The 20510-nt window shown below is 58.0% G+C and carries 25 protein-coding genes; all 25 read right to left on the reverse strand.

The window, feature by feature from the left end; translation table 11 throughout:
- Entirely contained in the window at positions 1 to 1023 is a 1023-nt protein-coding gene (gene mbhE, locus MCG44_RS08925) for a hydrogen gas-evolving membrane-bound hydrogenase subunit E (RefSeq protein ID WP_240287796.1), read from the reverse strand.
- The gene (locus MCG44_RS08930) at positions 1013 to 1270 is read right to left on the reverse strand and encodes a hydrogenase subunit MbhD domain-containing protein (protein ID WP_240287798.1); all 258 of its coding nucleotides are present in this window, start codon (positions 1268 to 1270) and stop codon (positions 1013 to 1015) included. The genes mbhE and MCG44_RS08930 overlap by 11 nt, the downstream gene beginning before the upstream one ends.
- Complete coding sequence (locus MCG44_RS08935) at positions 1267 to 1596, reverse strand: cation:proton antiporter (protein WP_147572214.1); 330 nt, start codon at positions 1594 to 1596, stop codon at positions 1267 to 1269. The genes MCG44_RS08930 and MCG44_RS08935 overlap by 4 nt, the downstream gene beginning before the upstream one ends.
- A complete protein-coding gene (locus MCG44_RS08940) occupies positions 1593 to 1895 on the reverse strand; it encodes a monovalent cation/H+ antiporter complex subunit F (RefSeq protein ID WP_147572213.1) in 303 nt (100 codons plus the stop codon). Before MCG44_RS08940 ends, MCG44_RS08935 begins: the two co-directional genes overlap by 4 nt.
- A complete protein-coding gene (locus MCG44_RS08945) occupies positions 1888 to 2385 on the reverse strand; it encodes a Na+/H+ antiporter subunit E (protein WP_186852495.1) in 498 nt (165 codons plus the stop codon). The genes MCG44_RS08940 and MCG44_RS08945 overlap by 8 nt, the downstream gene beginning before the upstream one ends.
- A 180-nt stretch (positions 2386 to 2565) precedes the next feature.
- Entirely contained in the window at positions 2566 to 4005 is a 1440-nt protein-coding gene (locus MCG44_RS08950) for a four-carbon acid sugar kinase family protein (protein ID WP_240287800.1), read from the reverse strand.
- Positions 4006 to 4070: 65 nt separating this feature from the next.
- Entirely contained in the window at positions 4071 to 5774 is a 1704-nt protein-coding gene (recN, locus tag MCG44_RS08955) for a DNA repair protein RecN (RefSeq protein WP_240287802.1), read from the reverse strand.
- Positions 5775 to 5804: 30 nt separating this feature from the next.
- Positions 5805 to 6257 carry an arginine repressor gene (locus MCG44_RS08960; RefSeq protein ID WP_147572209.1) on the reverse strand — a complete coding sequence of 151 codons (453 nt, stop codon included), beginning with the start codon at positions 6255 to 6257 and terminating at the stop codon, positions 5805 to 5807.
- The gene (locus tag MCG44_RS08965) at positions 6254 to 7126 is read right to left on the reverse strand and encodes an NAD(+)/NADH kinase (protein ID WP_147572208.1); all 873 of its coding nucleotides are present in this window, start codon (positions 7124 to 7126) and stop codon (positions 6254 to 6256) included. Before MCG44_RS08965 ends, MCG44_RS08960 begins: the two co-directional genes overlap by 4 nt.
- Positions 7123 to 7935: a TlyA family RNA methyltransferase gene (locus MCG44_RS08970; protein WP_318653899.1), complete on the reverse strand. Its 813-nt coding sequence runs from the start codon at positions 7933 to 7935 to the stop codon at positions 7123 to 7125. The genes MCG44_RS08965 and MCG44_RS08970 overlap by 4 nt, the downstream gene beginning before the upstream one ends.
- Positions 7925 to 9781 (reverse strand): 1-deoxy-D-xylulose-5-phosphate synthase, encoded by a 1857-nt coding sequence (dxs, locus tag MCG44_RS08975; RefSeq protein WP_147572207.1) that lies wholly within the window; start codon positions 9779 to 9781, stop codon positions 7925 to 7927. The genes MCG44_RS08970 and dxs overlap by 11 nt, the downstream gene beginning before the upstream one ends.
- A 54-nt stretch (positions 9782 to 9835) precedes the next feature.
- The gene (locus MCG44_RS08980; protein WP_186852491.1) at positions 9836 to 10294 is read right to left on the reverse strand and encodes a divergent PAP2 family protein; all 459 of its coding nucleotides are present in this window, start codon (positions 10292 to 10294) and stop codon (positions 9836 to 9838) included.
- Positions 10295 to 10322: 28 nt separating this feature from the next.
- A complete protein-coding gene (locus tag MCG44_RS08985) occupies positions 10323 to 11219 on the reverse strand; it encodes a polyprenyl synthetase family protein (RefSeq protein WP_147572205.1) in 897 nt (298 codons plus the stop codon).
- A gap of 6 nt (positions 11220 to 11225) precedes the next feature.
- Complete coding sequence (gene xseB / locus MCG44_RS08990; protein ID WP_147572204.1) at positions 11226 to 11462, reverse strand: exodeoxyribonuclease VII small subunit; 237 nt, start codon at positions 11460 to 11462, stop codon at positions 11226 to 11228.
- Positions 11449 to 12675, reverse strand: a complete 1227-nt coding sequence (xseA, locus tag MCG44_RS08995; protein WP_240287806.1) for an exodeoxyribonuclease VII large subunit — start codon at positions 12673 to 12675, stop codon at positions 11449 to 11451. The genes xseB and xseA overlap by 14 nt, the downstream gene beginning before the upstream one ends.
- Positions 12672 to 13610: a DNA-binding protein gene (locus MCG44_RS09000; RefSeq protein WP_240287808.1), complete on the reverse strand. Its 939-nt coding sequence runs from the start codon at positions 13608 to 13610 to the stop codon at positions 12672 to 12674. Before MCG44_RS09000 ends, xseA begins: the two co-directional genes overlap by 4 nt.
- 1 nt (position 13611) lies before the next feature.
- Complete coding sequence (nusB, locus tag MCG44_RS09005) at positions 13612 to 14112, reverse strand: transcription antitermination factor NusB (RefSeq protein ID WP_147572201.1); 501 nt, start codon at positions 14110 to 14112, stop codon at positions 13612 to 13614.
- 165 nt (positions 14113 to 14277) lie between these two features.
- On the reverse strand, positions 14278 to 15231 hold the full coding sequence (locus tag MCG44_RS09010; protein ID WP_186852487.1) for a cell wall hydrolase: 954 nt from the start codon (positions 15229 to 15231) through the stop codon (positions 14278 to 14280).
- A gap of 368 nt (positions 15232 to 15599) precedes the next feature.
- Positions 15600 to 16349 (reverse strand): glucosamine-6-phosphate deaminase, encoded by a 750-nt coding sequence (nagB, locus tag MCG44_RS09015; protein WP_147572199.1) that lies wholly within the window; start codon positions 16347 to 16349, stop codon positions 15600 to 15602.
- Positions 16350 to 16799: 450 nt separating this feature from the next.
- Positions 16800 to 17168 (reverse strand): DUF4368 domain-containing protein, encoded by a 369-nt coding sequence (locus MCG44_RS15125; RefSeq protein WP_412531154.1) that lies wholly within the window; start codon positions 17166 to 17168, stop codon positions 16800 to 16802.
- Positions 17169 to 17177: 9 nt separating this feature from the next.
- A complete protein-coding gene (locus tag MCG44_RS09020) occupies positions 17178 to 17879 on the reverse strand; it encodes a recombinase zinc beta ribbon domain-containing protein (RefSeq protein WP_412531140.1) in 702 nt (233 codons plus the stop codon).
- The gene (locus MCG44_RS15130) at positions 17828 to 18070 is read right to left on the reverse strand and encodes a recombinase family protein (RefSeq protein ID WP_412531141.1); all 243 of its coding nucleotides are present in this window, start codon (positions 18068 to 18070) and stop codon (positions 17828 to 17830) included. The genes MCG44_RS09020 and MCG44_RS15130 overlap by 52 nt, the downstream gene beginning before the upstream one ends.
- The gene (locus MCG44_RS09025; protein WP_318653909.1) at positions 18060 to 18302 is read right to left on the reverse strand and encodes a recombinase family protein; all 243 of its coding nucleotides are present in this window, start codon (positions 18300 to 18302) and stop codon (positions 18060 to 18062) included. Before MCG44_RS09025 ends, MCG44_RS15130 begins: the two co-directional genes overlap by 11 nt.
- Positions 18303 to 18992: 690 nt before the next feature.
- Positions 18993 to 20207 (reverse strand): relaxase/mobilization nuclease domain-containing protein, encoded by a 1215-nt coding sequence (locus MCG44_RS09030; protein WP_263858467.1) that lies wholly within the window; start codon positions 20205 to 20207, stop codon positions 18993 to 18995.
- A 22-nt stretch (positions 20208 to 20229) separates the two neighbouring features.
- Positions 20230 to 20445 (reverse strand): plasmid mobilization protein, encoded by a 216-nt coding sequence (locus tag MCG44_RS15135; protein ID WP_412531155.1) that lies wholly within the window; start codon positions 20443 to 20445, stop codon positions 20230 to 20232.
- Positions 20446 to 20510 lie beyond the last annotated feature (65 nt).

Below are 20510 nucleotides of genomic sequence, written 5' to 3' on the forward strand. Positions count from 1 at the left end.
TTACCCCTCCTTTTGTGAAAACAGGGTAAAAAAGGTGTACATCGTACAGGCCACGATGATGCCTACACAGATATTCAGGGGCAGGATGAATCCGGCGCTGAAAATGGCGCCCGGCGTCCCCTTGGGCACCTCCCACCCCAAGTGATTGGCCCCGGTAAAGAAGGAATATCCTTTCATCAGGCCATAGGCTAACAGGCAGGTAACCGTCACCGCCGTGATGCGTCTGGGCGGGAGCAGGCGTTCCATCTCTTCACTCCCCAGGATCATGGAGCAGAGGATCAATCCGCACCCAAGCACAGTCCCTCCGGAAAAGCCTCCGCCGGGACTTAGGTGGCCATTGAGGACCACATAGACGCCAAACATCATCACCGCCGGCAGGATGAGCCGCCCCATCTGAGCCAGTACCGAATCACAAGGCGCAGTCTGGCCGTCCTCCTTCCCAGTCTTACGCAGCAGCAGGACCACACTCATAGCAGCCGCAAAGAGGACCGTAGACTCACCAAAAGTGTCAAATGCCCGGTAATCCAGTATCATTCCGGCTACGGCATTGACCGCGCCTGTTTCTTCCACGCCTTTTTCCAGATATCGCTGAGATACCTCGTTGATTGCCGGGGCTTCCGGGTCCCCAAACCGCGGCATGGAAAGAACTACCAGCAACAGGGTAAGCATCAGCACCATGGTCACACATACGGACAGAATACGGTAGACACGCACCAACTTTTTCAGTGTGCCTGGCCGGTACCCCCTCTTTCGACCACCCGCTCTGACCGCTCTCTGTTCCACGACGGCATGATGGCCTGGTACCGCAGGCTGAGGGATCCCTTTTGCCGCTCGCTCCCGCATCCGCATCAGCCGGTAGGCACCGAAATCCATGGGCTCGTGGGAGTCAATATATTCTAGATACTCCACGAACTCTGCCCGCTCCGGGTCCTCGGCCTCCTCCGACCCCTGATCCGCTTCTTCCCCCTCTGCCCAGTGGAGAAACCGCTCAAAGCGGCTTTCTTCAGTATGGTCACTCCTCATCCTTGTCCACCCCTTTCAGGGCATTCACCCTTCTCAGGGCCAGGAAGAACAGCAGACTTGTGACACCCGCCCCCACAGCGGCCTCTGTAATGGCCAGGTCGGGGGATTCCAGCAGAAACCACAGGATGGCCATAACCGAGGAATAGGACATAAAGATGATGACCGAGGCCACAAGTCTCTTGGTCACCACCGCGGCCACGGCGCAGAACACCAAGAACAGCAGCAGAATGATCTCCAGTACGATCACAATTCCCGCTCCCCCTCTCCGGTCAGCTGATCTGGTTCGATATCCCGGCCGGTAATCAGTTCCATTCTGGCAATCAGGTGGGAAGAAATGGGATTGGTGGCCCAGAGGACCACCAGCGTTGCAGCCAGCTTAATCCCATGCCCGTTCCAGCCACACAGAAGGATCAGTCCCCCCAGGATTAGCAGCACACCCAGGGTGTCGGTCACCGCTCCCGCGTGGATACGCTCCAAGGCATCCCGGAAGCGGAACAGCCCCAGAATGGAGATGGCTACCACCAGGGTTCCCAGAAGAATCAGCCCCAGGGCAGCTATGGTACGGATAGTCATTTCTTTCCCTCCTTCCGGTTTCGGTGGCGTTCCACGGTAACGCGGCTTAAAACAGCCACCGCCAGCAGATTAAGTAGTCCGTAGAGGATAGCCACATCCACCAAGTATGCCTTTCCCAGCAGATAGGACAAAATACAGATCACAAAGATGACCAACGTGCATATCTCATTGAGGGCTATCACCCGGTCCGTATACCTGGGCCCGCGGATAGCCCGGATCAGGCATAACAGAATACCCAGCGCCAGCAGGCACAGTACAGCAGTCAGAACTGCCCGCAGCATCGGCGTACACTCAGCCATGGCGCTCCTCCTCCAGCTTTTTCAGTTTCTCCGCAAAGGCAGATTCCTTTAGTCCTGCTCCAAACTCAGGGTCCAGGGCGTAGACACACAGCATATCCGGCCCCATGGACACCGTCACTGTCCCGGGCGTTAAGGTGATAGAATTCGCCAGGGCCAACTTGGCCAGGTCACCCTTTGTCCCAGGCTGAAACCAGATCAATTTTGCCGGAGCTTGTTTCTTCCCAGGGGTCAGGATACGGCCGATGACCTGGATGTTGGACAGCAAAATCTGGCCCATCAGCCACATCAGATAACAAAATACCTCAGGGAGTCTGCGCAGAACGCGCAGTTCTCCCTGAGGCGAAATATGGAGCACCCGATGGGCAAAACAAGTCAGCGCCGCAGAAACTGCCGCGCCAACCAATATGATCTCAACGGTCACCTTTCCGTTCAGCAGCAGCCAAAACAGGAACAGCAGCACAAATACCAAACGGTCTTCTCTCCCTCTCATCCCCAGTTCGTTTTCCAAAGAGCCAGCACCCACACTCTCCCTGCGGGCTGTCTTAAATAGTATAACAGATTTGTTTCAAAAACGGAAGAGAAAATATGTCTTGTCCCCATAAATTCCTTTTTTAATTCAAAAAGAAATCGGGCCGCCTATTTCAGCGGCCCGACTGGGCACCTGCATCTTTTAGACCAGTTCGTGGACGATATCCCGCAGTGTTGTCACCTCTCCTACATTTCCTGGGAAAATAATATAGGACATACCGGGGAATCTGCTCTCCTCTCCAGTCTTCCAAACCGGAACTCCAGGGGCGGCCTGCCCCAGCACCAACGCCTTTTTGACGCCCAGTGCCTGGATACCCACATCGCTGGAGGTGATGCCCCCCTTGGCCACGATAAAGGACGGCCTTTCTCTCAAATCGGACACTACCCCAGTAAGGGCCCGCGAGATACGCACACTCAGCTCCAAATTGGCGTCGGCGCTCTCTTGACTGACCCGGAGGACCTGGCGGCTGGTATAGACTACAGCGGTCCGTCCTGCCCGTATCACCTGCTGGGCCCTGGCCGACACTCTCGCCCGCTCCTCCTCCAGACCACCCGGCTGGAGGGCACTCTCCGCCTGGAAACAGATCTCCTCCAGGCCATCCACACCATCCAGAAGGCATTCCAGCTGCTGGCTCGTCTTTTTCACATGGGAGCCCACCACCACCAGGCCTCCATTCGGGTTATCCCGGTCACGCAGCTCCGCCCGGCCCAGGAGTGGACGATGTTCTACACCGCCCATTACCCGGACCAGTCCGGCGGCACAGCGGTAAAGAAACTGCTTTCCCTGATTCAAGGCCGCCATCAGAGCGGTGACAAAAACCTCTACGTCCAGGTCATCCGCGGCGTTGACCACCACCTTCTGAAACCCGGACACGCCCATCAGCTTCCTGGTGATACCCGGATAATCCAGGGCCCGGAGCTCCTCCAGGGAGATGGATACCATCTCCTCCGCCCGGTATCTGCCCCCGGTTCTCTCCTGGCACCAGTCTTTCAGGTCGGAGGAGGTGTAGGCAAAGGTGGTATCCTTGGCAAATTCCGTCATGCCGGCGGGCACCAGCTGTTCTCCCATCTTCACATAGTGGACATCTCCAATGGTGAGCCGGCCCCCTTCCTGGAAATAGGGCATGATGATCTCGCCGTCATAACAGGTCTCCAGCTCTCTCTCCAGGGTCTGCCGCAATGTCTCCGTTTCCAAGGGATAATGGCCCCGCAGCGTGGAGTCTCCCCGGCTGATTAGGACAAAGGGCTGCCCCGCCTCTCTGGCCGCCCAGGCCAGATTCTTCCCGATCTCCTGGTGGGCGCGCTCTGTTTCTTCCGCGGTAAAGCCCCTGGAGTTGGTCAGAACAAAGAACATGGGCTGTTCCGACCGCAGGCCCTGGAGCAGTGTTTCCCGCTCCCAGTCTGTATAGACATACAGGCCGTGAACCGTCTGGACGCCGGTGGGATCGTCGTCCAGCACCACCATCTTCCGCCGGCACCCTTCTAAGGCCCTCTTTAGCTCCTGGTGGACCTGCTCCTTTGCGGACAGAGGCCACTGCCGCGCCAGGTCCGCGGGCTCAACTGCGACTTTTCTCTCACTCATATCTATAATATCCTCCTATTTACCTGCTAAAACTTGTGGGAGTCCACTTCAAATCCCGCGCTCCTTTACAGGGCTTCTCGGAGGACATTCCGGTACTTTTCTCCCTCAGCAAGCAGTTGCTCCGCACTCTGGCGCAGCAGGTCTGTCACCGAAGATCCCCCGATCAGACGGGCCAGCTCCTCTCCTCTTCCCGCCCGGTCCAATCGTTCCACATGGGTATACGTCCGGCCATCCTGCTCACCCTTTTGGACAGAGAAATGGGTGTCTGCCATTGCCGCAATCTGGGGCAAGTGGGTGACGCACAGCACCTGCTTTCGTCTGGCTACCTGGGCCATCTTTTCCGCTACCTTTTGGGCCGCCCGCCCGGAAACTCCGGTGTCCACCTCGTCAAAGACCAGACTGCCCACTCCGTCATCCTCCGCCAACACGTTTTTCAGTGCCAGCATGATACGGGCCAGTTCACCACCAGAGGCCACCTTCTGAATCGGCTTCAGCGCCTCTCCCGCGTTGGCGGACATCAGGAACTGAACCTGGTCCAGCCCTGTGGGTCCCATCCCGTCCTCCTCCTCCTGCTGCCCCAGAAATTGAGCCTGGAACTGCACTTTCGGCATATCCAGCTGGCGCAGCTCCTCCTGCACCCGCTGCTGCAGGGACAGGGCCGCCTCTTTTCTGGCATGGGACAGGCGCTCTCCCTTCTCCCTGGCCTGTGCCCGGACCTGGGACAGCTCCTTCTGGAGTCGTGCAATGGTGTCGTCCGCATCTTGGATCTGGTCCAGCTCCTGGCGGCTCCGCTCCAAATAGTCCAACATATCAGCCACTGTGGAGCCATATTTCTTTTTCAGCCGGTAAAGGATGTCCAGCCGACTCTCCAGTCGGTCCAGCTCCTCCGGAGAAAAGTCAAGCTCCCTGCCCTGGTCCCGCAGGCTCTCCAAGGCGTCCTCCGCCGCGGCCCGCAGGGTGGACACCTGGTCCGCCAACGCCCCAATCTGTGGGCTGAGACGGGCCACGCCCCGCAGCTCCCCCTCGGCGTCAGCAATTAGGGCACAGGCCCCTTGGCTATCCTCATCGCCCCCCAGCGCATATTCTGCCGCCTGGAGCGCATCCATCAGCTTGCCGGCACTGCGCATCAAGGTCTTTCGAGCGTCCAGCTCCTCATCCTCACCCGGCTTCAGCCCGGCCCGCTCCAGCTCCTGAATCTGATAAGTCAGCGTGTCCACCCTCCGGCTCCGCTCCGCCTCGTCCATCTCCAGCGAAGCGATCTGCCGCCTTTTCTCACTCATGGCCTGATAGCTGCTCTGATAGTCTTCCAAAAGGTCCCCGGTCCTGCCGAAGCAGTCCAAATAGTCCAGGTGGCTATCCGGGTCCAGAAGCTGCTGCCCGTCGTGCTGCCCATGAATATTCAGCAGCTGCCGCCCCAGCTCCCGGAGCTGGGCTACGGTCAAAGGCCGTCCGTCTACCCGGCATACATTCCGGCCGTCCCCCTGGATCTCCCGTTGGAGCAGCAGTTCCTCCCCCTGTGGTGGAAAGCCGTTATCCTCCAGCCATCTGAGCTTGGGGAGCCCAGTAAAAACGGCTGTGACCAGCGCCGACCTGGCCCCGGTGCGGATGAGTTCGCGGCTGGTCCGCTCTCCCAGAACAGCGCCAATTGCGTCGATGACGATGGATTTTCCCGCGCCGGTCTCGCCGGTAAGCACATTGAAGCCGCCATCAAATCGGATATCCGCCGACTCAATGATAGCGATATTCTCAATATGGAGCAGAGAAAGCATGGTATACCCCCTTTCTGTCCACAAATCAAATTACTTCAGCAGCTTGTGAACCTCGCTGTTAAAGGACTGGGCGGCAGCACTGTCGCGCATGATCAAAATGCCTGTGTCATCCCCTGCCAGACTGCCGACGATTCCAGGAATCTCCATATTGTCCAGAGCGGAACAGGCAGCTGAAGCCAGTCCCGGCATCGTCTTGACCACTACGATATTCTGGGCCACATCCACCGAGATGACCCCTTCTTTGAAAATATTGCGCAGCCTGGTGTCAGAAGTAACAGCGCCCTTCCGCTCGCTAGGGGCGTAGCGGTACGCACCTTTTCCGGTCAAAACCTTGACCAGCCGAAGTTCCTTGATGTCCCTGGAGATCGTGGCCTGGGTGGCCGAGATGCCTCGGGACTTCAGCTCCTCCAGCATCTGCTCCTGTGTCTCTATATCCACCGACTGTACGATATTTAATATTTCAGCCTGACGCAAATTTTTCACTTTGTGAATCCTCCCAGCTTCTGGTTAATGACCTGATAAAAGCTCCGGCCAGCCAGTTGGACCAGCTTGGTGCAGTGGGTAGACCGCCGGACTTCCACTCTGTCGCTGCCTGATAGTCGGATTGCTTTGCCTCCATCCACTGACAGGTACAAATGCTTGCGGGTTCCCCGGGGCAGGGTAACGCTCACCGTCCGTTCCGGAGAGAGTACCATCGCACGGGCAGCCAGTTGGTGGGCACACACTGGAGTGATGATGATGCTTCGAGAGGTAGGTTCTACAATGGGGCCTCCGGCGGACATGGAGTAAGCCGTAGACCCCGTTGGGGTGGCCACGATGACGCCGTCCCCCATGATGCTGCTCACCTGGACCTGGTCGGCCCACACCTCCACCTCCGCCACCCGCGCCATGGAGCCCTTGAACACCACAGCGTCGTTCAGCGCCAAGTCCTGGCTGATAATTTTTCCGCCCCGCACTACCTGGACATCCAGCATCATCCGCTCCTCGATAGAAAAGTTTCCCTGGGCCAGCGGAGCCAGCAGAGGGAGCTCGGACCGCTCCAGTTCCGCCATAAAGCCCACGCTGCCCATATTGACCCCCAGAATCGGCACATCGTGAAGCGTGGCGTCCCTGGCCGCGTGGAGGATGGTACCGTCTCCTCCGAAGCAGATCAGAAGATCCGCACTGGGCAGCTCCCGCTCCAGAGAGGACAGTGTCAACTGGCGCGGCACATCGACCCGGTCCCCCTTCTTCGGGACGAAGGGCAGGCAGAGCGCCGTCTGGGCACCAGATCGTTCCAAAATGCGCTGTGCCTCCAGCGCGGCCTTCAGACCCCGGTCCCGGTATGGATTTGAGCTGAGGATAACTTTCATTCCCGCCCCTCCTTCCACACGTTGTGAGATCGCTGGACCAGCTCCCACAGGTCCCCCCCATAGGGCACGCCGGCCCCGGCACGCAGATGACCCAGGTACTCAATGTTTCCCTCTGGACCCTTTATAGGTGAAAAGGTAATATCCTTTACAGTGAAATCCGCATTTTCCGCGTGAATCAAAAACTGGCTCAATACCTCCAGATGGACCTCCGGGTCCCGAACCACCCCTTTCTTCCCCACCTTGTCCTTCCCCGCCTCAAACTGGGGTTTCACCAGGCAGACGCCCTCTCCGCCTGGAGCCATCAGGGGCCGTAGAGCGGGCAGGATCAGATTCAGGGAAATAAAAGACACATCGACTGAGAAAAAATCCAAAGGCTGAGGGATCTGCTCCGCTGTCAGGTATCGGGCATTGGTGCGCTCCATGCAGACGACCTTTGGATGAGTCCTGAGCCGCCAGTCCAGCTGGTTATAGCCCACATCCACCGCGAATACCTTAGCCGCCCCGTTTTGGAGCATACAATCGGTAAATCCTCCTGTGGAAGCGCCGATATCGGCACAGACTGCCCCCTCCAGACAAATCGGCCAGCAGGCCATGGCCTTTTCCAGCTTCAGACCGCCCCGGCTCACATAGGGCATCGTCTTGCCCCGGACCTCGATGCGGGCACTCTCACCCACAGGCGCTCCAGCCTTGTCCACCTTCTGTCCATCTACATAGACCTGTCCGGCCATGATGACCGCCTGGGCCTTCTGACGGCTCTCCGCTAACCCCTGCTCTGTCATGGCTACATCCAGTCGCTTTTTATTTGACACAGCCCAGCACCTCCATGGCCCGTCGGGCGATTCCAGGCCCGTCCAAATTCAGATCCCGCTTCAGCAGCCGGACTGCCCCGTGGGGCACAAATTCCTGTCCGCAGTCGATCCGATATATCCTGGCCGGGATCTGCTTCTCCTCCAGCGCCGCGGCCAAACGCTGTCCCACGCTGCCACTGGCCACGCAGTCCTCGGCTACCAGCAGGGCTCCAGTCTGACGGACGCAGTCGGCTACAAGCTCAGTCGGGAGAGGGGTAATCTGGTTCAGCTTGACCACCTGGGCCTCGATCCCCTCTTTGGACAGAAGGTCAGCCGCCTCCAGCAGATCGTTGATCTGGATGCCGTAGCCCGCCAGGGTAAGATCTCTCCCCTCCCTTAGCAGTACAGCAGGCCCGCTGCCTGAACTGCCCGTATACATCCCCTCGCCGCCACGTGGATAACGGACAGCTACCGGCCCCTTGATTTCCAGCACGGCCCGCTCCAGCATCTCCTCCAGCTCCTGGAAGCTGGAGGGCGCAAAGACTGTCATCCCCGGGACGCTATCCAGATAGGCCACATCAAAGACGCCATGGTGGGTCTCCCCGTCCTCTCCCACCAGTCCGGCCCGATCCACGCCCAGCACCACATGGAGGTGGTCAATGGCCACATCGTGGATCAGCATATCGTAGGACCGCTGGAGAAAGGTGGAGTACACTCCAAACACGGGTATCGCACCCTCCTTGGCCATTCCGGCTGCCATGGAAACGGCGCAGCCTTCGGCGATCCCAACGTCAAAGAACCGGTCCGGGAAGGCCCTGGCAAATTCCTCCAGGCCGGTGCCCCCCATCATAGCGGCTGTCAGGCCGCATATCTCCGGGTGCTCTCGTCCCATTTGAGTGAGTTTTCTGCCGAACACAGCAGAGAAATTGTCGCCGCCCACCTTTTTCATCAGGCCGGTCATGGGATCAAAGGGCCCAACTCCATGGAAGGCGTCCGGATTCTCCTCAGCGGGCAGATACCCCTTTCCCTTGACGGTCCTCACATGGAGCAGGACCGGCTCATTCAGTTCCCTGGCATATTGAAGAATCCTGGTCAGCTTTGGCAGGTCATGCCCGTCTACCGGACCAAGATAGGTAAATCCCATATTCTCAAACATACTGCACGGCAGAAGGCTCTGCTTCAGCGCCTTCTTGACCCGGTGGGTAAATTGGTATATCCGCTGCCCCACCCAGGTCTTCCCCATGATGCGGCGGTAGTGTTTCTTAAAGGTCAGGTACTGGGGCTTTAACCGCTGTTGAGCCAGATGCTCCGCCACCCCGCCTACGTTGGCGGTAATGGACATCCCGTTGTCGTTGAGGATGACCAGCAGCTGCTGGCCGCACTCCCCAGCGTTGGACAGCCCCTCGTAGGCCAATCCGCCTGTCAGGGCCCCGTCACCGATCAGAGCCAGTACCTTATAGTCCTCCTTCATCGCTGTTCTGGCCCGAGCCATACCCAGCGCCACCGCCACCGAGTTGGAGGCATGGCCGGCGATAAAGGCGTCGTGGCCGCTCTCCCCCGGCTTTGGAAAGCCAGCAATGCCGCCGTACTGGCGCAGAGTGGACATCGCCTCCCTCCGTCCGGTAATCATCTTGTGAGGATAGCACTGGTGCCCCACGTCGAATACCAGCCGGTCCCGGGCGGTATCAAATACCCGATGGATGGCCACTGTCAGCTCCACCGCACCCAGGTTGGAGGCCAGATGCCCTCCTGTCTTGGATACCTCCTCCACCAATTCCTGGCGCAGTTGCGCACAGAGGGCCTCTCCCTCTCTGTCTGTCAGATCCGCCAACAGCGGTCTGTGCGGACCGTTTTGTTCTCTGTTCAATCCTATGCGACTCCTTCGCTCCCGCGTCCCGGATCTTGTAGACCGGGGCGGCGCTTATTTCCAAAGCAGGGTCAGAAGCCCCACCGAGATACCCAGCAGGGCGCCCATCAACACCTGGAACGGCGTGTGTCCCAGTGCCTCCTTCAGCCGGCGGCCCTTCAGGTCAGGAGGGAGGTCCTCCAGGCTGCCGAGCAGCTGGTTGAGCGCCTTGGCCTGCTCGCCAGTGGACCAGCGCACATTGAAAGCGTCATACATCACCACTGCCGCCAAGCCAGCGGCCAGAGCGAACAATGGACTATGCCAGCCGTAGGCGATACCCATAGACACCGCCAGCGCGCACACAAAGGCCGAATGTGAGCTTGGCATCCCACCGCTGCTAATAAGCGCGCTCAGGCTGGATTTACGCCGGATAGCCAGATCGGTCAACACCTTGATCATCTGGGCAGCGAACCAAGCTGTAATGGCCAGATCCAACATCAAATTCCCAGTGAGGAAGCCCTGATAATGCTCCATGCCTGTCCCCCCTGCTCTTAAATCGCCCTTAGTTGCTTCTCTGGGCCAGATGATCCGCCAACCAGCACAGACAGCCGATGCTGCCGCGCCATCCACCCCGCTCCAAAGCCTCTTTCGCCAAGCGGGTATGCTCTATCACCTGTTCCCGGCAACCCTCCACCCCCAGCAGTGTCACATAGGTGGTCTTGCCGTTGGCGCTGTCCGATCCCACCGGCTTACCCAGCTCCTCTGTGGTGGAGGTGGCATCCAGCACATCGTCCCGAATCTGGAAGGCCAGCCCCAGATGGGTGGCATACTCCCTGGCCGCGTCAATACAGCTGTCATCTACCTCTCTATGGCCGGAGCAGGCCAGAACCCCCATGACACAGGCGGCCCGCAGCAGGGCGCCGGTCTTTTTGTCATGGATGGCCGTCAAGTCCTCCAAACTGTGGGGCTGTCCATCCCCAATGGTATCCCAGTACTGGCCGCCGCACATCCCCTGCACGCCTGCCGCCTCGGCCAGCACACCGGCGGCCAGGGCAGGAGCTGCCGCTCCCTCACCTGACCAGGGCCCCTTCGCAAACAGCACAGTACGGAAGGCAGCCGCCTGAAGGGCATCCCCGGCCAAGGTGGCTACACACTCGCCAAATACCTTATGGCAGGTGGGCTTCCCCCGCCGCAGGTCATCGTTGTCCATACAGGGCAGGTCATCGTGGATGAGGGAATAGGTATGGAGCATCTCTACCCCGCAACCAAACTCCAATCCCTCCTCCAGCTCACCGCCGGCTGCCTGACAGAACAGCATGGTCAGGATAGGGCGGATCCGCTTTCCTCCGGCCATGAGGCTATATCGCATGGCCTTTTCCAACCCCTCCCCCTGGAAGCAGGAGGCAAGGTATTCTTCTGTTAGGGCATAGGCCCGGTCCATCTGCTGCTGGTAGTTCATTTTCCCTTACTCCTCCCGTGCGAAAGGCCGCTCCTGTGGCTGTCCGTCCTCACCCGCAATCAGCAGGCTCACCTTCTGCTCCGCCTTGTCCAACTGGGCAGTACACTCCCGCAGCAGTTTAGCTCCCTCTTCAAAGAGGGCCATCGCCTGCTCCAGCGGAGCCTCTCCCCGCTCAAGGAGGGCTACAATCTCCTCCAGCCGAGCCATAGAAGCCTCAAAATCCAATTTCTTATTTCCTGCCATCGGGCACACCTATCCTTTCTTCTACACGGCATTCCAAGCTGCCGTCCGACAGACGCAGGGAGAGCCTGTCACCCGGAGCGGCTCCTTGCGCCGAGGTCAGCACATGGCCATCCTCTCTTTGCGCGATGGCGTATCCACGCCCCAAAACCTTCAGAGGACTCATTGCGTCCAGAGAGGCCGCCAACCTGGCCGCACGCTCCCTCTGTCCGGAAACATTCCTCTCCAGTCCGTGAATCAGACGGCTGCTCTGGTAGTCCAGCAGCAGCCGCTTGTCCCGGAAATAGGAGGCGGGGTCGGTCATAGTCCTGCTCTGAGCCAGGCGGTCCAGCCGCTGCCGGTATCGGGCTAGGCGGTGGAGCAGTCCTCCCTCCAGCCGCTCTTTCCCTCCCATCAGGGTGGAATAGATCTCATTTTGATCGGGTACCGCCAATTCAGCGGCGTTGGAAGGGGTGGCGGCTCTCAAATCGGCCACGAAGTCGGCAATGGTCACATCCGGCTCATGTCCCACGGCAGAAATCACCGGGATCTCCGACTGATAGATAGTCCGGGCCACGATCTCCTCATTGAAGGCCCACAAGTCCTCCATAGAGCCGCCGCCTCGGCCCGTGATAATCAGGTCCGCCACCCGCTTCCAGTTGGCCCACTGGATGGCGGCGGCGATCTCCTCGGCCGCGCCCTCGCCCTGGACACGGACCGGCAGTACCTTCACCTGGGCCATAGGCCAGCGGGTACCCAGGATTCGGAGCATATCCCGGACCGCCGCCCCGGCTGGCGAAGTCACCAGCGCGATGACCTTTGGAAATTTGGGGATTGGCCTCTTATGCTCCTGGTCAAACAGCCCCTCCCGCAGCAGGCGCTCCTTTAACTGTTCAAAGGCCATGGCCAGGTCCCCCGCCCCATCAGGCGTCAGGCGGACACAATACATCTGGTACTGGCCGTCCCGAGGGAATACGGTGATACGGCCAGCGGCAACCACCTGCATCCCGTTCTCCGGCCGGAAGCGAAGAGACTGGGCGTCGCCGCGGAACATAACACAGCGCAGGGCGCCCTCACTGTCCTTCAGGGTGAAGTAGTGGTGTCCCGAAGGATACATCTTGTAGTTGGACAGTTCTCCCCGGACCAGAAGCGAGGACAGGAGCCGGTCCCGGTCCATAAGGTTTTTCAGATATCCGCCTACCTGGCTGGGGGTCAGGACGGTACGATCTCCCGTCATACCTGTCCCCCCTCTCTCCAAGCCCGCCAGGTAAGGATCGCTGTCCCCATAGCGTTGTCTGTGGCAAACTGGGGCTGGGCAAAGATGGCCTGGCAGAACTCTGTGAGCACATGGCGCAAATGGCGGTTGGAGGCCACACCGCCGGAGCACAGGACAGGCAGTCCGGGATACTGGTCCTGGGCTGCTACTGTGGCCCGGTGAACCACATCACACACAGTATTCAGCGCGAACCGGGCGATGTCGGCCGGTTTCTCCCCCCGCTCCAGCAGCTTTTTCACCTGATTTTCCATTCCGGACAGGGAGAAGTGGAGACCGTCCAGCTTCACCCGGTAGCCCGGACCGGCATCCGTTTGTCTGTATAATTCGTCCAGTGCCTTCCCTGCCGGGAAGTTCAGGCCCAGCAGCACACCAGTACGGTCGATCAGTTGTCCAGCAGAGATATCGGTGGTACCGCCGATGATCTCCCCTTTGACCGAGCAGCCCTGCGGCTCCACCCGCAGCAGCTCCGTAGTTCCGCCCGACAGGTGCCAAGCCAGAAAAGGGCCATCCAGCAGATCCAGCCGTCCGGCGGACCAGGCGGCGGCAGCCAGATGCCCCTGTTGATGGGAATGGGCAAAAAATGGGACGCCCAGAGTGTGGGCTAAACCCCTCCCCTGAGAACTCCCGGCCAGAAAGCATGGCATATAGGAGCCCTCCACCTCTCTAGGACGGGTGCTGGCTCCTACCGCGGCAATCCCCTCTAACAGGCCCTGCCGCTCCAACTGCTCAAACAGTCCGGGCAGCTCCCGCACATGTTGGAACAGGGCGTCACTCTGCCTCAGGCCAAGCTCCCCCGGTCTGACTTCCAGCAGCTTGCTCCTGTTGCAGCCGGTCTGACCGTCAAACACAGCCACTGAGGTGGTATAATTGCTGGTATCCAGCGCAAGGACCGCCATTTCAGTCCTCCGCCTTGTCGTCCGCTCTGGCCGCTTTTTCCGGCTTTGGCGGGGTGTCGGCAAACTCTGCCCGGACAAACGAGCCTAAGATCCCATTGATAAAGGCTACCACGTCCTGAGACTCATAGCTCTTGGCGATCTCCACCGCCTCATTAATGGCAGCGGCGTTGGGGATCTCCTCCATATACAGGACCTCATACATAGCGGTACGCATAATAGCTGCCGCCATACGGGGGATACGGGAAAAGGACCAGCCCACGGCATAGCGGCTGATGTAGTCGTCCAGCTCCGGACCATGGGCAAAGACCCCCCGGACCAGGTCCCGTATGTACTGGGCCTGCTTCTCATTGGGGAACTGGGAATACAGGGGCATATCCTCCGCCAGCTCCTGAAATCTCTCCTGGGTCAGTTGGGTGTCGAGGACCTCATCCGCACTCAAATTTCCAAATCCCAGAGAAAATATCATCTGTACCGCGATCTCGCGGGCGTTGCTTCTCGTCATCGTTTTGTATCCTCCCACAGGCCGTAATGTGGCCATAATAAGGTAGCTATATTATATACATGAATATACAAAAAAGGAAGCCCCAATTTTGTCTGTTCAGCATCTGCCTATGGTGCCCGCCATTTCCTTGGAACAAATAAAAAAGACGGCCCGCAGGCCGTCTTCTCAGTCATAAAATTTGTGGCCGCCTATCACGGCGATGCAGTTGCGGTTTCGAGAGGCCCAGCTACCCACGCTAGAATCAAAATACAGGGCTCCTCTGGTCTCCTCCACCACCCCGCCATCCAGCACCAGTTTGGCAGCGATGACACTGGATTCATTTGGGGTACGCTTGGCCAGGCTTCCGGATTGATAGGTAGAAAACTGGTTTTTCTGTGCCAGCACCCCTTCGATGGTGTTGGGATAGATAGGACTGGCCACTCGGTTGAGCACCACATTTCCCACAGCCATCTGGCCCTCCAGAGGCTGGTTGCCACTCTCGGCATAGATCAGGCGTGAGAGCCAGAACAGATCGTTCTGATCATAGTAGCTTTCGCCGGACTGGATCGCCCCACTGCCCCGTGTAACAGTCACGGTCCCGGTAGCACTGTCCCAGCCCACCTTGGCGTCAAAGGCCTCGGCCACCGCCCAGAGCGGGACCGTGAGCCGGCCCTCCACCACCTGTGCGGACTCTGGCAGATAGAGATAACGGCCATTGGCCACCATATACAGTTGACCGACCTTGGCGGTCACATTCAAATTGGCGGTAGTCACAGTGGCCACACCGGTCCCGCTATCCCACTGGACCTGAGCCGTGTCATCTAGAGCCTTAGCCATACCAGCCAGAGACACATAGGTGATACCGTCCTTCTGCATCCGGGCCACGTCGCTAGGCGCTGGCACTCCGTCAATCAGGAGCTTACTATCTGTATTCTCGGCCAACTCGATCAGGCTGGCCCCGGCGGCCCCGTGGACTGCCTCATCACTTACCTTATCAGTTTCAAGCGTTACACCACTATTGGTGGGAACGCTCCCCTCCTCTGCCACGATGGTCACAGTCTGCTCTGGAACAGAGCTGGCACCCATCAGGAGGAGCAAGGCAAAGGCGCACAGCGTTACGGAAAACAGCTTGCGTATCATTGTCTTCACTCCTTTCGATACGGTTTTGTCATAATTATGACAACCAAAAGCAACTGCTTGTTACTTTTGTTACCATATTGTAACCAATTCAAAGGAGCGGCGCAAGGGCAAAATTGCCCAGACTTCCAGCTTCAATCTTGTGTATTTTGTCTGTATTGTTTAGTAATATCGCGGTTTTTTATCCTTTTTTACATTTTTATACCAGCTTCTGCTTTTTCGTGCAACTTCTTCATCTGGAAAAAGCTCGGGCCGCCCAGAGGGCGGTCCGAGACAGTTAGACTAGATATCAGGTTGAAGGCGCTGCCATCCTCTCTTATCACTGGTGTGGCAGACAGTACAAGTCATAGGGGAAGGAAGCATCCCGTCCCTCACTTCAGCTCTGTCTTCTCCAGGTCCAGCTTGCTTAGAGCTCCCCTGTCCCCTACCAGCACTACATTAGGATGCAGTTGGAGCACCGAGGCCGGGACCTGGGGCACCACAGGGCCCTGGAAGGCAGCCCGCACAATATCCGCCTTGGCGGCTCCATTGACCACCAGCAGGATGCTCCTGGCGTTCATAATGGTGCCGATACCCATGGTGAGGGCCTGCCGGGGCACATCGGCTTCGCTGGCAAAGAATCGCTTATTCGCCTCGATTGTACTGGCGGTGAGGTCTACCAGGTGGGTCCCCACGGGATAGCAGTCCGCAGGCTCATTAAAGCCAATATGCCCATTATGGCCCAGGCCCAGCAGTTGAAGGTCAATCCCCCCCAGCGCCCGGATCATATGGTCATATCCGGCCCCCTCTTTCTCAGGGTCCCCGGCCAGCCCGTTGGGTACATGGGTATTCTCCGCCTTAATGTCCACATGGTCGAACAGGTTTTTCTGCATAAAATAGCGGTAGCTCTGGTCGTGCTCCGGGGCCAGGCCATAATACTCATCCAGGTTGGCCGTCTTTACCTCGGCAAAGGACAACTCCCCATCCTGATACCACCGTACCAGTTGCTCATAGGCACCGACCGGCGTGGACCCGGTGGCCAGCCCCAGGACACAGTCCGGCTTTAGCTGGATCTGGGCGGCTATTATACTGGCCGCCTTGCGGCTCATAGACGAATAGTCGGCACACTGATAAATCCTCATAAATAACTCCTCCATTTCAAATGGGCTGCTCCAAGCCCCATATATCATCTGTCCTCTTTAGGGCAGATAGGACCTTATCTCACAGCAGTTTTATCATACCATTACCATCGCTGTTTTTCAATCCATATCAATCGAAAAAACAGCGTTCTCACAGGTTAGCAGACCGGCTGATTTTCGGGCAGGAAATAAAAGTGTCCCGCTTTAAAGCAAGAAGGAGCAAGGAAGCGGGCGGATGACGTCTTTTTTGCCCCAGGCATAAAAAGACGTCGGAGCAAAGCAGACTTTGCTCCGACGTGGCAAGGGGTAACAATTTGAATCCTCCCGGCAGGCGGTTGCTCCAGCCGCAATCCGGCGAAACGGCTGTGGTTTGGGCAGGAGAAACATCAAGAACCCTAACTTATAAAATAATCGCTTATATCGCTTGCTCCGGTGCGGCACGTCTAAACACTTTCAATGCTCCACACAGTCCGGGGCCCTGCACAGCGGGGCGGCAAACCCCAAAAAGAAGGACACACCTACTGATGGTTCCCATAGGTGCATTTTCTGAACCGGGTGAATTGTCAGGCACAGAGGCGGACGGCTTCCGCCGTCCGCCTCTGTGTTTTCATGCCAGCAACCGCATGATTTCGTTTTCTCTGTGATTTCTTTTATCATGTGCGGTGCGTGGTCGCCCTCCCGCATGGGCGTATCCAGCGCACCGATACCCCGGTATACGATTCGGACGCTCTGACCGGCCGAGCGGGAGTGTTTCTTCGTTCGCTCCCCAATCTCGATACGATGGATGAACAGTCGCAGTAGCTGGGGCGTCAGCTCGTCGATGGCGGTGTACTACTTGGCCTTCTCAATGAAGGAGTCCACATTGTTGACCGAGGCTTTCAGCCGCTCTAACTGCTCCTCGTTGTAGTCGGCGGAGAGCATCCGGAACTGCTCGTTGGTTACACGGCCCAGTACATTGTACTCGTAGAGCCGCTTGAACAGGGCGCTCAGTTCTCCGTTCCTGCGGCGCATGGCATCCAGCTCCTTCTGCACACGGTTGATCTCCCGTCGCAGTTCCAGGGTGTTCTTTTGGTTGATGTACTCCGCGAACTGCCACTCCTTCATCCGGGCGAAATGTGTCACCCTGCGCAGATCGTCCAACACGATCTGTTTCAGATCCACCTCCCGGATCTGGTGAGGGGTGCAGGCGTCCTTCCCCCGCTTGCCGTAGGTGGAGCACCGGAAATAGTACTGATCCTCCCGCATCTTCTCCGTCCGGCAGAGCACCAGGTATTGTCCGCAGTCGGAGCAGTAGACCAGACCGGAGAACAGGTTGGGCTCCTCCATGTGCTTGGGCGGACGACGCTTGTGCCGGCGAACCTCCTGAACGATCTCCCAGAGCTCCTGCGACACCAGCGGCGCGTGGGTGTTCTTCACCAGGATCTGCTTGCTCTCCGGCCTGCGGATCTGCTTTTTGTTCTTGTAGGAGAGCATTGTGTGCTTCATGCTGAGCGTGTGGCCGAGATAGACAATGTTCTCCAGGATATTTGCCACTGTCTTGCCGCTCCAGTTATAGGGGCGGGTCGTGTCCAGGTGGTTGTAGGCCGTCCCGGTGGCCTGGTAGTACTGGTTGGGTTCAGGATCTGCTCTCTGGTCAGGATTCTGGCAATCTGGTTGGGTCCCTTCCCGGCGGCGCATAGCTCAAAGATCCGGCATACCACAGGGGCCGTTACTTCATCCGGCACGATCTCCGTAGAGTTCTGTCAGCTGACCCACCTGCAGGTATTCCCGCCCCATGCGGCTGAGATCCTTGACGATCAAGGTCTCCACCTCGCCGTTCTCGATCATCTCCACGATCTTCTTCCACGCAGGCTGGTCGAAGTTGGTCCCAGAGTATCCGTCGTCGGCCAGAAACAGGGCGTTGTCAAATCCGTTATTAGTTGCATATCGCTCGAGAAAGAGCTTTTGGGACGAGATTTGTCAAGGTAAAATTCTGCGAAATGTTCAAAACTAATAAATAGCTAGATTTCATAGAATATCAGCTCCTTTTGTGTTGATTTTCAGTGGTTATAAGGTTTTTTGACTCCTTTCTTACAACTGCTTTTCAATTTACCACAAATGAGCCGCAGTCATATGTACTTAGATGGCAGAAACCACCCTTTACATATTAACTCTTGGTTATGGATGGAGTTAGATTCGCTCTGCCGCTCGTCTTCCTGACTGAGTCTTGCGTAATAAGATATTGTATTTTTGGCTTGCCATATTCTGTATCCTCCTTTTCCAGGGGCAAGCCGGTATTGGGTAGCAACAGTATACCCCACCGGTTCCCTCAAGTCCACTGAAACATCAGGCGCTGTGACTCCAATCGGAAAACTCTGCATCAATGAGGGAGAGCAGCTTGTCCGTGGGCGTCGCTATAGCCTCAGATGGAAACGCAGAGGTCACATAGAATACTTTCCCCCGGATGAGCATCCTCCGCTGGCTCTCCAGGAGATCCTCCTGTTGCTGATAATTAGTGTCCCGGAATGTGGTCAGGACCTCGCCGCCGCGCTACTCTCGCAACACAGCCATCTCAGGATGGTAACTACCTAAAACGCTGGTGTCTCGGTATTCCTCGTAATCTTTTTTCATATTCGCCTTTCTTCCCATATCAGGGAACGGTTGGCCTCAGCCCTGAGACCGTTGCCAAGTCTGTTCTTCCTCATGATCGTCCTCCTTATGACCGAGGGCGATCTCCTTTTCCTGCTCTCTGCGCAAGGTCTTGCGGTCGGAGCGGTGATGCATGGTGGAGCTGTCCATCACGGGATCAGCACCCTGACCGCGCTCCAGACTGCGGCCAAGCCGGACCAGATGGTCTGCAAGACCACCATGCCCACCAGCGTCCCCAGCAGGAGCAGGATCAGCCAGGCCAGTACGGACAGCGCCGTATCCAAACCGGGCGGCGAGATAGAGAGCTCTTTCCTCCTCCCAGCCTGTTGTAGCATCGCCTGGACCTGGGCTACATCCCGCGCCAGAGCCTCCATCTGTGCCCAGATGGAGGTGTCCTCCCCCTGCACGGACAAACGCTCCAGAGCGGCTGTGTGGGCCGCTCTGCGCTCCGCCATCTGCTTCAAGATTTCCTGATTCTCTTGCCCCTGCCGGTACAGGGCGCTGGCCACGGCCAGCAGATTTTCCATTTCTTCCGGAAAGCGCTGTTCCTGTGGTCCAGAAGTCTGCGGCAGGTTCCGCCCCTTCAATTACTCCAGAGACAATCTCTGCCCGGATCCGGAACTCATCTTCCATGACCTCCTTGGTGTACTTTGTATCGTGGAGCCGGTCGTCCCGGCACTTCATGCCCGTGGGAGTGGTGTAGGTGATGTTCTTCCTGCCATCCGGCCGGCGCACCTGATACCCCTTGCTCTCCATCAGGGAGAGGAAGTCATCTTTGGTGGAAGCGTACCGCATGCACTGGTCGATGGTGTTCATTAGCCGGAACTTCCAGCTTTGCCCCTTGGTGGTGGAGCGATACTCCCGACTGCTCATGCCCCTGGACTTTTTCGGCTGCTGCTTCGTCAAAATGGAAAGCCCATATTTCATGCAGAGCTCGTCAGAGATCCCGCGCAAGTTTTTCAAGGTACTGGGCCCCTGACGGAGCATCCTTCCTGATTCCCAGCAGACCGCATTGACGAGGAAGTGGGAGTGGATGTGCTCTGTGTCCAGATGGGCGGTAATGAGTACCTCGCTGTCTGGCCAAGCCTGCGCCGCAAACTCCCGCACCGTCTGATGCGCCAGTGTGCCGGTGATCTCTTCCTCCGGTGAGAAGGACTGGACATAGTGATAGAACCAGACCGGGCCATCCTTTCGGTGCATCTGCCGGGTGGCAAGGAACTCTTGCGCTACCAGCTACGGTGTGCAGCTCTGCCCACTAACCAACTGCTGTCCGTCCTCCTGGACCGTCTTTTGCTTCTGGGAGACATACCCCGCCACGCCATGGATTGTTCCCGCGGACTGCTTCTGGACTTGATAAAGGTGACGTCCCCACCGACATCTGCGCACTTTCCGCTTTTGCCTGTATCGTATCATACTGTTCCGGCGTGAGCCGGATCGTGATCCGTTTCTCTTTCTTTTGCTTTATTTGCACCTCCGTAAAGTGGGTCCGGGCTTCCGCCCGGAATCCGCCGGTTCCTGGCGGTGCCAAGTCCGACA

It is taken from the genome of Lawsonibacter sp. OA9, from assembly GCF_022440585.1.